The organism is Dulcicalothrix desertica PCC 7102 (assembly GCF_003991905.1).
GTDB lineage: Bacteria > Cyanobacteriota > Cyanobacteriia > Cyanobacteriales > Nostocaceae > Dulcicalothrix > Dulcicalothrix desertica.
The window spans coordinates 72,645-85,935 of sequence record NZ_RSCL01000036.1; the positions used below are offsets into that span (position 1 = coordinate 72,645).

The window sequence follows — 13,291 nt, forward strand, 5'->3', positions numbered from 1 at the left end:
TTTTTTCCCCCTCCCCGTATACGGGGAGGGGGTTAGGGGGTGGGGTTTAATTTTTTAACGTTTTGTTTGTAGCAGCTTGGCTTTTTCCTCCGGTGTCATCTGTTTCATGCGTAAGAATGCTTTGGCTATTTTCTCAGTGCGTCCTGGTTGGGTTTCTTTGCCAGTGATTAGTTGTGCTGTTTTCTCGATTGTTAACGCTGCAAACATTTCTCTTAGTGAAACGTCAACAAAGAAAACTTTTCTAATAGTCGCATGAATTTGTGCTGCAATCAAAGAATGTCCACCTAGGTCGAAGAAGTTATCTTTTACACCTATGCTCTCTATATTCATTATTGATTGCCAAATATCAACTAACGCTGCTTCAATATCATTTCTAGGCGCCGTATATCCAAGTCTAGAATCGAATGTAGGCGCCGCTAGGGCTTTTCTATCTATTTTGTTGTTGGGTGTTAGAGGCATTGCATCTAAATATACCCAAGCCGATGGAACCATGTATTCAGGTAATTTTTCTAATACATATGCTCGGAGGTTTGAGGGTGATGGTTTGTCTGTATTGGGTTTAGCGACGAGATAAGCAACAAGTTTTTTGTCTGTACTTGTATTACTTGTATCATCGATAGCTTTGATTACAGCTTGAGCAATTTCTGGGTAATTGCCTACAACTGTCTCGATTTCTCCTAGTTCAATTCGGAAACCACGTATTTTAACTTGGTAATCTAAACGACCAAGAAACTCAATCTCTCCATTCGGTAGAAACCGCGCTAAGTCACCTGTACAGTACATTCGCGCTCCTGGTTCTTTTGAGAATGGATTGGGCACAAATCGCTCTGCTGTTAGGTTGGGTCTGGCTAAATAACCCCGCGCAACTCCGGCACCACCTATAAATAATTCTCCCACAATTCCGTTAGGAACTGGTTTTCCTGCACTGTCTAAAATGTAAATTGAGGTGTTGGCTATAGGTTGACCAATTGAAAGTGCATCTTCTGGCTGTTTGACTTGCTTAACGGTAGACCAAATTGTAGTTTCTGTTGGTCCGTAAACATTCCACAGTTCCACTCCAGCAAGTAGTAAAGATTTTGCTAAATCAATTGGCATTGCTTCACCTCCGCAAAAAACGCGGAAAGATTTGCTCGGTTGCCAACCTGCTGTTAGAAGTAATCTCCATGTTGCAGGAGTTGCCTGCATAACTGTTGCTTGAGTTTGCTGTAGCAATTGAACTAGCTTAAAACCATCGTAAACAGTTTCACGTTCTGCCACAACTAACCGCGCGCCTGTAATTAAGGGTAAGAACAACTCTAAAATAGAAATGTCAAAACTTGTAGTTGTAACTGAGACAAATGTATCACTAACAGACATTCCTGGTTGAGAGCGGAAGCTCAATAAAAAGTTGACGAGCGCGCTATGTGATATTTGTACTCCTTTTGGGCGCCCAGTGGAACCAGATGTATAAATAACGTAAGCTAAATGATTGTTGTGGTTATTACTTACAACAGGTAATTCTTCTGCTTGTTGTGATGTTAGTTCAGACAGTAATACTGTTGTCGCTTGGGAAGACGGCAGTTGAGAAGCTAATTTCTCTTCGGTAATAATAAATTTAGCTCCGCTATCGGCAAGCATAAATTCCAGACGGTCACTTGGGAAAGATGGGTCAAGCCCAACGAAGGCGCCTCCCGCTTTTAAAATACCAAGAAATGTAACCAACAAGTTGGCGTGACGCTCTAAGTACACAGCAACTAATGTCTCTTGAGTAACTCCCTTTTGTCGGAGTACTTGGGCAAACTGAAGAGATTTTTGTTCTAATTCTTCATAAGTCAACCACTCGGAACCGTTGAGAACTGCTAATGCATTGGGGGTGAGAGATGCTTGCTGACTAAATAGTTTATCTACGGTAACTTGCGGGATTAAATTTGTGTCAGCTTTGTTATGGGTGAGTGCTTCAGCTTGACTTAACAAGCCAATTTCGCCAACAAACTCTAAATCTTCAGTAAAATTCCGTAGAACTTGGGTTAAGTTATCTAGCAGCTTTTCTCTTTGTTCTACACTACCAATATTCTTTTGGAAAGCAATTTTTAAAGTTAAATCGTCTCCAGGTAATGCATATAAGGTGACAGGGTAATGAGTTTTTTCTAGTGACTGCACAGAACTAATAGATAGTTCGCTTTCCTCTTGCCGCAGAGTGTTATCTACTGGATAATTTTCGTAAACAACTATAGATTCAAATAATGATTGTCCTCGTGGAATGTCAGAAAAACCTTGAATATCTACGAGACGACTAGAGGAATGTTGGTTGATTTGTAATGTGCAATCGCGCAGTTGTTGTAACCATTGTTTTAATGGTGTTGCTTCATCTAAGGTGACACGTAAGGGTAGGGTGTTAATAAATAGACCTACCATTTCTGATGACCCAGGTAATTCTGGCGGGCGCCCAGACACAGTAACACCAAAAACAACATCATTGGATGTGCTATATCGACTTAATAGGATACTCCAAGCTGCTTGAACTATGGTATTTAAAGTCACCCGATTTTTTTGTGCGACTGTAAGTAATTGCTGGTAAGTTTGATGACCAAGAGTTGTTTCTAAGGTTTGATAATCAGAATTGGCATGTTTTAGTCCAAAACTGGTTGCTTGAGACAAATTACTCAATGAGTGGCGCCAAAAGTTAGCTACAGATGCTGAGTTTGATGGCTTATTGTTTAAGTAGGCGATAAAATCACGATATGACGGCGCCTCATATTGTGGACGATTGTAGTAAAAATTAATTACCGAGCGGAAAATTAAAGGTAATGACCAACCATCAAGCAAAAGATGGTGATGAGTCCATAAAAATCGCCATTGTTGCTCCCCTGTTTTTAATAACGTTAACCGCATCAGGGGAGGAGTTTCTAAACAAAACCCTTGCTGACGGTCTGTTTTTAAAAGTTCGTTCCACTGACTATTTATAGACTCAGCATCTAGTGCAGACCAATCTTCGTAAACAAAAGGTAAGTTTACCCGTTGATGAATTCGCTGCAACGGTCGAGGTAAATCTTGCTGGATAAAAGTCGCGCGCAAGCTGGGATGCTTATCTATAGTGCGTTCCCAAGCTTGTTTCCAAGCACTTGTTTCCAAAACTCCCGTCATTTCACCCGTTACTTGCTGAAGGTAAACCCCGCTTTCTAATTCGTAGTTGGCGTGGAAAAGCATTCCCTCTTGAACTGGTGCAAGTGGATAAATATCTTCTACATTATTTTCCTCAATTACAATAGTCGTGCTTTCTTGTAAAAGAGATTGAAAAGCTGTGTAAAATCTCTGCGCCAAAGCCTGAATAGTTTCTTCTTGATGTAATGCTTTGCTAAACACAAACCGCATTTGTAATTTGCCATTGATAATTAAACCAGTCACTTCCAACTGGAACGGGCGCCTATTTTCGGGTGCCCTCGAAACTCCAGCATCTTCGGTAGCAGGGACAAAAGGCGCCGACTCGTTGCCAAAGTTTTCATCAAATTGCCCTAGGTAGTTAAATAAAATACCTTCAGGAATTTTTGGTAAGACATCAGCTAATTCTTGGCGACAGCTAAGTAAACCGTAGGAAATGCCGTTACTGGGTAAGTTTCCTAACTGTTGTTTTACAGCTTCTAGATTTTTTAACAAGCTGTCCGTTTTTCTTTTTAGTTTGAACGGGAACAGCGAGGTAAACCAACCCACAGCGTTAGAAACATCTAATGAAACCTCAAAATTACTTTCTCTACCGTGGCTTTCTAATGCAATAACTATCTCAGATTGCTGAGTCCATTCTGTTACTGCTTCGAGTAACACAGTTAACAATGCTTCTTGGATACGTATTTTATGAGCGCGCGGTAGTTCATAAAGCAAACTTTCAGTTTCACTCTGACTAAAATTACACTCGATTTGTGCTATAGAGTCTTCAAAGTTATTTTCAAGATTTTCTGGAAAATCAAGTGGTAGTTCAGAGGTAGAGATTTGTTGTGTCCAAAAATCAAGGTCTTTCTCTAAGTTATTTTTTTCTTGCTGAGTATCACTCAAAAGATGTAATTGAGTTGCCCAAGTCGCAAAGTTACTTACCGACAAGCTAGCAAGTTGTTTCTGTAGCGCAATGGCTAGGTCTTGCAAAATTACTCGCCAAGAAACACCGTCTACTATTAAGTGATGGATAATGAGCAAGAGTTTATTTGGTGTGTCTCCCTCTATTTGAAAATAAACTGCCCGGAACAGGGTACCTTCTTCTAAATTTAGTTGAGCTTGAAACTTACTAGCGATGGTTTGTAATGATGAGGCTTGACGCGCGCTTAATTCAACGACATCAAAAGTTACATGATTATCATTATTACTAAGATATTGCTTCCAACCGTTTGGTGTTTTGCGGAACCTGAGTTTTGTTGCTTCGTGATTTTGGGCTATTTGAACTAAAGCTGTTTTTAGCTCTGCAACATCAAAGTTTTGTTTTAAATCTAGTAAAACTGCTTGGTTCCAATGTTCTGGTTTTGCAAATGATTGTTGGAAAAACCACTGCTGTACTGGAGTTAGGGGTATTTCACTACCCACCGGAACTAAGGGAAGCGTTGTTGTTACTGATTTTTTAACGTTCGGCGCCAGTTGGATAATTTGCGGATAGTTAAATAAATCTTGGGGGGTAAAAGTAATTCCCAAACTTCTAGCTTTGGCTATTACTTGCAGACAAAGAATAGAATCTCCTCCCAGGTCAAAGAAGTTATCTTCAATTCCTATATGGGGAAGTCGCAATACTTCAGACCAAATTTTTGTGAGATTTTTCTCAACTTCGTTTTGAGGAGCTACGTAAGTTTTATTTGTAACTGTTTGCTCTGCTTCCGGTTCAAGTAACGCATTTAAATTTATCTTGCCGTTGGGGAGTAATTCCCAAGTATCCACATTCACAAACAAAGATGGCGCCATATAGCTGGGGAGAGTATTGCGGACTACTGAGCGCAATATATCCTGCCAATTGTTGGGAGCTTCTTTCAATTCTACATAAGCTACTAAACGCGACCAAGCTTTAACTACTGCACGTACTACCCAAGGTTGCTGTTCTAAAACTGTAACAATTTCGTCCGTTTCAATGCGGAAACCACGTAGTTTAACTTGGTGGTCAATTCTACCGAGAAACTCAATTGTGCCATCCTGCAAATATCTAGCTCTATCTCCTGTACGATAGAAACGGGAGCCATTTGAAGAAAATGGATTTGGTAGAAAGCGTTCGGCAGTCATAAAAGGCGCCTGCCAGTAACCACGAGCTAATTGTTCGGAAGCTACATATAACTCGCCCTGAGTCCCAATAGGCACTGGTTGCAAATATTTATCTAGTATATATAAAGAAGTATTAAGTACTGGCTTACCAACGGGAATAGTAAGAGTATTTTCACTGACTCTACAAGAGTGAAAAGCTACATCAATAGTGGTTTCAGCAGGACCATAAAGGTTGATGAGGGGGATATTAAGAGTGTTTTGGAAATCATCCCATACCCGTTTTTTAAGTGCTTCACCACCACTAAATAATAGACGCAGGCTGGAACATTCACAAAATCCTGGTTCGTTAAGCAGAATCTCTAAAAGTGTTGGTACTACCTGTAACAAAGTAATATTGTTGTTTTTGATTGTCTCTACAAGGTAGGTAGTATCTTGATGTCCTCCCGGTTTTGCCATGACCAGTTTGGCGCCTGTCATTAAAGCAGCCCAAAATTCCCATACAGAAGCATCGAAACTGAATGGGGTTTTTTGTAAAATTGCATCAGATTGGTTTACAGCAAAAGTCTCTAAGAACCAAGCCATGTGATTTGCTAAAGCTTGATGAGAAATAGCAATACCTTTAGCTCGCCCAGTTGAGCCGGATGTAAAAATAATATATGCTATTTGTTCTCCCAATACTGGTATGCCTAAATTTTCCGATGCTTGGCGCCTTATTTCTGAGTCATTATCTAAAAAGAACTGCGGAGTTATAACAATATTCGCTTTAGCATCTTGAAGCATCTCCTTTTTGCGAACATCTGGGTAATGAGGGTCAATAGGTACATAGCAACCACCAGCCTTATTGATTGCTAAAATCGCACAAACCATATCTAAAGAACGTTCTAGACAAATTCCAACTGGTTGGTCAGCACAAATTCCACGCTCACGCAAAAACCGTGCTAATTGATTTGCCTTTTGATTTAATTCGCTATATGTCCAAGTTTTTCCAAGGCAGGTGACAGCAGGCAAGTCAGGGAAATCAACAGCCCGTTTTTCAAAAATTTCATGTATGTGAAAAGTTATATTTTTGACTGTGCTTTCGGTTTGAGTTGTAGGGTAGACAGGAAATTCTTCTGTTACTTGGGTATAGTTTGCTTCTGGGTCGCTCACTAATGACTCACACATCCGCGCGCAGTAATTGCCCATTCTCTTTGCTTGTTGCTCATCAAACTCACTATTATTATATGAAATATTAAATAGCAAGTTTCCTGAATCAACTTCTTCGCTCCAACTAACGCTAAAGGGAATGTTTGTTTCATCAAAAGACAGTGATTCGATTAATTCAATATCTCGCAATTCTAAAAGTCCTTTATAAACATGAAAGTGGACAAAGTTAAAAGAACTTTCGTATAGCGGTTGATTCCCATGCATTCTTTGAATTTCTGCAAGCGGAAAACGACGATTAGGTATAATGAGTTGTTCGTTGCGAAAAGTTTGCTTAATTAAATCAATCCATGAGCCGCCAGAAAGTTGAAGTCTAAATGGTACAGTATTTAAGAAAAGTCCTAAAACTCTTTCCCCATCTTTTTCTTCGGGTCGTCCATTGCAAACCAATCCGGTGACAACTTCCTCTTCGCCAGAATAAAAAGCTAACAAACGCATATGCACAGCTAACAAAACTGTTTTTACAGAAACACCCAATTGATTAGATAAGGCTTTTATCTGTTGTGAAAGTTCGTGTGACAGCGCAATGTCTATCTTAGCCATTTGCCCTGATGATGAGTTGTCAACTTGATAACGGGGTAGTTGAGTAAAAGGAATTGAAGCTAGTTGCTGTTGCCAAAACGATTTTTGAGTTTTGTCTTTTAAAGCTTCTTGTTCTAATGCCACAAACCGAGAATATTGGAGAGATGGAGGCACCTGTGGCAATGGTACTTTACTATCTAGAAGGTGGAGATATGTGTTAATGAGTTCAGAAAGAAATTGGGCTAAACTCCAGCCATCCATAATAGCATGATGCAGGGCAAAAGTTACTTGGATGATATCTTGGTCAAGATGATGAATATAAAACCTTACAAGCGGTGCTTTTGACCAATCAAATCCTTCTTCCCTTTGTTTTTGAATAAATAAGTTGATTTCTGCTTCGTGTTGTGAGCAAGATAAAGAAGTAAAATCTACAAATTTAATTTCTGCATTGGCTTCTTTAAGTACTACCTGAATAGGTTGAGAAAATTCTCCTAAATAAAATGCTGTTTTTAGTATATTATGTTGCAACATTTCTGCATAAGCTTGCTGCCAAATATTGAGGTTAAAAGGCATCCGAATACGGAAACTAAAAACATCATTATAAGCCGTTGCACCTTCAAAATAATCGCTGTGAAATAGCATCCCTGCTTGCAGTTGAGCTAGTGGGTAAGCGTCTACAGCATCCATATTTAGCTGCTGAAGTTTCTCACGGTCTGTGGGTGTAATTAGTTCAAATGCTTGATAAGTATCACTAGCTGAGGATTGTTTAGACTCAGATAGAGCGGCAAGTTCTGATAGAATGGGATAAGAGAAAATTTGTTCTAGTTTTATCGTTAGTCCTGCTGATAAAGCTAGCGAACACACACGAATACTGCGAATAGAGTCACCACCTAAAGCAAAGTAATTATCATACCGTCCCACAGTATTTACTCCTAAAACTTGCGCCCAAATTTGTGCTAGGGTTTTTTCTGCATCTGTTTCAGGAGGAACATAACTAACTTCAAGATTTTCTCTTTTAAATTCAGGCGCCGGCAATGCTTTGTGGTCAACTTTACCGTTGGTTGTAAGAGGTAATTTATCGAGGTAAATAAACTGCGAAGGCACCATGTAATCTGGTAAACTTTGAAGCAGATGGTTTCGTAACGCTTCGATGCTCTTAATGGCGCCTGTGCAAACTAAGTAAGCAACTAATCTTTGATTCCCATCCTCTGAATGAACTACAACAATATTTTCCACTACTTGAGGAAACTGGGAAAGAGCCGCTTCAATTTCGCCAATTTCGATACGGAAACCGCGAATTTTTACCTGATTATCTATCCGCCCTAAATATTCTAAGTCACCATTGCCCAGAAAGCGCGCTAAATCACCACTACGATAAAGACGCGCGTTAGAATCTGAAGCGAAAGAATTAGGAATAAAACGCTCTTTATTTATTTCTGGTCGGTTAAGATAACCGCGACTTACTCCTGCTCCTCCTACATAAATTTCACCCGTAACTCCTGGGGGAAGAAGATTTCCATTGGGGTCAAGTAAATATATATCTAAGTCGGGTATTGGCACCCCAACTAAGCTAGCGGATACATTATCTAATAAATCTTGGCGCCGAATTGGTCGATAGGTAACGTGAACCGTTGTCTCGGTAATACCATACATATTGACTAGTTGTGTTTCTTCACCATGACGGTCAAACCAAGGACGCAAACTTTGTAAGTTTAATGCTTCGCCACCAAATATAATATAGCGTAATTGAGTTAATAATGACGAGGTACTTTCTGCTGCTAGTAACTGGGTAAACGCTGAAGGTGTTTGGTTGAGAACAGTAACTTTTTGCTCTTGAAGTAGTTGTAGAAACTTTTGAGGATTTCGACTTTCTGCATAACTCACAATAACTAGGCGCCCGCCATAAAGCAATGCTCCCCAAATTTCCCAAACAGAGAAATCAAAAGCGAAGGAATGGAAAAATGTCCAAACATCGTTTTCATTAAATCCAAACCATTCGTTTGTATTGCTAAACAAGCGAGTAACATTATTCTGAGTGACTAATACTCCTTTGGGTTTACCTGTAGAACCAGAAGTGTAAATTACATATGCACCATCTTCTGGATTTAAATTATCATTTAATACTGGTGCATCACTTTCTACTAAATGTGGTGCATCGAGAGCATCAATATATAGAAGTTGAGCCGATGCTGGTAAAACCTCAGACAGACATTGTGTTGTTAAAATCAGTTCTGCTTCACAGTCGGTGACAGTAAACTCAATTCTTTCTCGTGGATAATTAGGGTCAACAGGAACATAAATACCACCCGCTTTCACAACACCTAACATGGCGATAATTAAATCAATAGAGCGTTCTAGGCAAATAGCAACGCGCTTTTCTCGTCCAATTCCCTGTTTCTGTAAAAATCTAGCGATGCTGTTAGAACGACGGTCTAATTCGCCATATGTAATATTTTCCTGACCAAAGGTAATTGCAATGCGCTCTGGATATTTACTAACAGTTCGACCAAAACAGGCGCCGAGAGTATCACCCTGAGTTTGTATTAAAGTAGGGGGAGAGGTCAAATTAGAGGTCAACAGAGATAACGAACTTAAAGCCGTTTTGGCATCGCGCGCCATATTCTTTAAAAGATTGTGCAATTGTTCTAACAGTAACTGCATTGCATCTTCATCAAAGCGCTGCGAATCGTAAGTTAATTTAAATAAAAGCTCTAAACCTGGAATTACTATAAGAGTAATGGGATAATTAGTTACTTCAAAGAAAGATACATCTTGAATATTTAGTCCAAAATTTTCGGCTTTTAAGGATTTATCAACAGGGAAATTTTCAAATGCTAGTAAAGTTTCAAACAGCGTTTGCCCACGTGGGACATCACAAAGGCGTTGAATATCTACAAGGCTAGAGTGTTCAAACTCACGCATTTCTACTTGCTGTTGTTGTAGCATCTGTAGCCAGGAGTCTAACGTTTGATTGGATACCGAAACACGTAATGGCAAAGTATTGATAAATGGCCCAATCATCTGTTCTACACCAGACATTTCAGGTGGTCTTCCTGCCACTGTGATACCGTATACAATATCCTCGGAACGACTATAACGATTGAGCAAAATTGCCCAGGCACCTTGAATTATAGTATTAAGTGTGACATTACAAGCGCGCGCTAATTTTTGTAATTGAGCAGTTTCTTCTGGGTTAAGTTGTAGCCTAATTTCTGTATTATTACTTATATTATCTCGCTTTTTAGCTGGTATTATTGATAAAGGAGTTTGACTGCTAAAGCCTTGTAGATAATGGCGCCAAAAAGGTTCTGCGGCTTGAGAATTTTTTTGTTTTAACCAGCTAAGAAAGTCACCAAAAGGACGCACAGATGGTAAGGATGCCTTTACACCTTCCTTTGCAGCTTTGTGTAATAAAAAGAACTCACGCATCAGTAATTGCATAGACCAGCCATCAAGTAGTAAATGATGGTGACTCCATACCATTTGCCAAGATTCTTCGCCCAAGCGTATCAAAGTAACCCGCATTAAAGGGGGACGGTTCAAGACAAATCCTTGGCTTCGGTCTTCTATAAGAAATTGCTGGAGACGGTTTTGTTGGGCAAAAGTGTTTAAACCACGCCAGTCTTGCTCAACAACCTTGAATACAATTTTACGAAAAACAACTTGTACAGGTTCGGTTTGCCCTTTGGTGATGATGGCAGTGCGTAAAATTGAGTGACGGTCAATTAAACTTTGCCATGCTTGGTTGACTGCTTCTATAGAAACGGCGCCTTCTAGAGTACAACTTAACTGTTCAAAGTATACTGCTGACTCAGGATTGTAGAGAGAGTGGAAAAGTAGCCCTTTTTGTAATGGTGTAAGAGGATAGATGTTTTCAATATTATCTTTCAGGTTCATATATCAATAAAGTTCTAGTAGTAATACGGGATTACATCTCACTTTATTGATTAAGCTCAATACAATCAACGCATATAAGTTAGGGAAAGTTAGGGAATTTATTAAGTTACTCACCCAGGCGCCAAGCAATACTACAAGGGATAGCAATTTTCTCAGAATCAATCCCCCGCTCTCTTCGGCTACCGTGTATATACAAATTTTACTCCCCTCCCCGCAACGGAGAGGGGGTTAGGGGGTGGGCTTTGAAGATATAAGCGTAATTCAACCACTTATGTGTACACGTCCTGCGTGTGGAAGGGGGGATTTAATTCTATCCTTTGCAGTATTGAGGCGCCAAGGTGCCTTGCTTCTAAAAAAACGTTATTTCTATGGCGCCAAGTAATTTTTAATAAATGATACAATACTTTGAAAACTGCTCAATAATAAATTCCAGTATGAGCAATGACCTCACCCAACCAAGCCAACCATCCAATCTGTTATTTCAAGAAATTCGTCAACTCATTGACACTGCCAAACAACGCGCCGCCGTTGCCGTCAATGCAGAAATAACCTTATTATATTGGCAAGTTGGTAAACGCATCCAAACCGAAGTTTTACAAGGTCAACGCGCTGAATATGACAAGCTAAACTGCAAGAGGCGATTACATCTGCTTGCCGGAGATAGTAAACTCTATATAAAGGGACGCCAAAGTCGTGGAAGCGCTTGGATATATGAGAGGGTAGGCAGATGTGCGATGTTTTAGGGCGTCACATACCATCGAATACTGGTGCTGTTAACGAATGAGGGTTAAGACTCCTCGTTCTCTCACCTCCGGGTTCAATATACGCTTTAATATATATATTGCACTTTTATCGTGAGAAGGTTATGACTGAAACAAAACCAACCCGCACCGTCCGCAGGGGACGCATTTTTCCAGAAATACAGTGGACTGAGGAACAAAAAGAGCAACGTCAAGCTGAACGAGAAGCTTTTAGAGCGCGCTGTCTGCCTATCTTTGAAAAACTCAAACCAGAATTAATAGAAACTCATTACAATTGGTATTTAACAATTGAACCCGACAGTGGCGAGTATTTTATTAATCAAGATGAAATAAAAGGCGCCTTAGAAGCGCGCGACAAATATCCTGACCGCAGGTTTCATACTTTCCGTATCAATGAAACAGGTGTGTGCGGAACAATATGATAAACGGTACTTTTGGTGTTGAGGATGCCTTGCTCTTTGAAATAGAATTAATTGCATCGGATGGTTCAGGGCTAGAAATAGAGTCTATGTTCGACACCGGATTTTCCGGTTGGTTGGCTATAAACGACCAGGATATAGATGATTTTGGTTGGATATATATTGACCAGGAAGATATGAGGACGGCACAAGGTACTTCATCATTTGATATTTATGTAGGAAAAATTAAACTGATGGTCAGGAATATGATATCCCTGTACATGTAGGTAAGAATTTAACTGAAGTTCTACTTGGGCGCCAATGGCTAGAAACTAAACAGTTATTAGTAAACAAACCACAGGGTTTATTAACTCTAGGATAATTTTACACTACATATAAGTGTGAACCACGCTTAACATTTGTTTGATATTAATCTCACACCATCGAATGCCGGTGCGTGACGCTACAAGTCTCTTCGTGAAAAACGTAATCTTTCTGTGGGCGTCATACACCCTACAGTATGTTATAAAATTTGAGAAGTTCGTAATGCCAAAGAACATCAATTATCTGTATATTATAAATATAACTATAAATTTTTTATATACATATATCAACTTTATATATCAACCCTTTTGTATTGTAAATCTTACATTAAACTATTAAAATAAAAATAAATATCTTTAACAGGTTGTACGGCTGAATAAACAAATGGAAATTTCCCCTCAGTAACTTCTTCAAATTTTGGCTCTATCAATTTTTCTTCGACATCAATATCATCCTTAATTAAAAGAAGTTCATAACCTTTAATATTCTGTATACTATAAAGTTGTTTGAGTTTTTGATTAGTATCTTTAATTATTTCTTTACACTTTTCTAAATTTCCAACTGATTGATAATGAACATATTCATAAGCAAAATCATTATTCATAATTAATATCTCCGTTGTTAACTACTTATACAATATTCTACAATAATTATTTTAGTATTCATGAACTTGTGGTAGTTAGGGTGTGGAATGTGGGGTGTAATATAAATGATACCATACATACCTGACATCTTGTGCCTCTACGTATTAAGCCTTAATTTAACATAATCATGTTACTAATACTACTTTATATGCAGTCCATTTTAATGGACTTTTGCTATTAGCCTATGGGTTTTAACCTGCTTACGGGTATGAGCGTAGTTGCAGATTCAGCAATTAATATTATATAGGCGCAAGATATAAGGGACTTCCAAAAATTTAATTCTCCATATTGTGGAATGGGCATCCTTGCCCGTTCAAACTATGGGCGGGCAAGGATG

The 13,291-nt window shown here is 39.1% G+C and carries 5 protein-coding genes; 3 read left to right on the plus strand and 2 right to left on the minus strand.

Going from position 1 to position 13,291, the window contains the following annotated elements:
• Positions 1-54: 54 nt before the first annotated feature.
• Positions 55-10,827, minus strand: coding sequence for a non-ribosomal peptide synthetase (locus DSM106972_RS44635; RefSeq protein WP_127086740.1), 10,773 nt, complete (start codon positions 10,825-10,827; stop codon positions 55-57).
• 434 nt (positions 10,828-11,261) lie between these two features.
• On the opposite strand from DSM106972_RS44635, the gene DSM106972_RS54420 reads away from it, so the two are divergent.
• From DSM106972_RS54420 to DSM106972_RS44650, 3 genes are all read left to right on the plus strand, one after another.
• A complete protein-coding gene (locus DSM106972_RS54420) occupies positions 11,262-11,570 on the plus strand; it encodes a DUF1016 N-terminal domain-containing protein (protein WP_127086741.1) in 309 nt (102 codons plus the stop codon).
• A 122-nt stretch (positions 11,571-11,692) separates the two neighbouring features.
• A complete protein-coding gene (locus DSM106972_RS44645; protein ID WP_127086742.1) occupies positions 11,693-12,010 on the plus strand; it encodes a hypothetical protein in 318 nt (105 codons plus the stop codon).
• Positions 11,995-12,273 (plus strand): hypothetical protein, encoded by a 279-nt coding sequence (locus DSM106972_RS44650; RefSeq protein WP_325052276.1) that lies wholly within the window; start codon positions 11,995-11,997, stop codon positions 12,271-12,273. Before DSM106972_RS44645 ends, DSM106972_RS44650 begins: the two co-directional genes overlap by 16 nt.
• A 359-nt stretch (positions 12,274-12,632) precedes the next feature.
• On the opposite strand, the gene DSM106972_RS44655 is transcribed toward DSM106972_RS44650, so the two are convergent.
• A complete protein-coding gene (locus DSM106972_RS44655) occupies positions 12,633-12,914 on the minus strand; it encodes a hypothetical protein (RefSeq protein WP_127086743.1) in 282 nt (93 codons plus the stop codon).
• Positions 12,915-13,291: the final 377 nt, after the last annotated feature.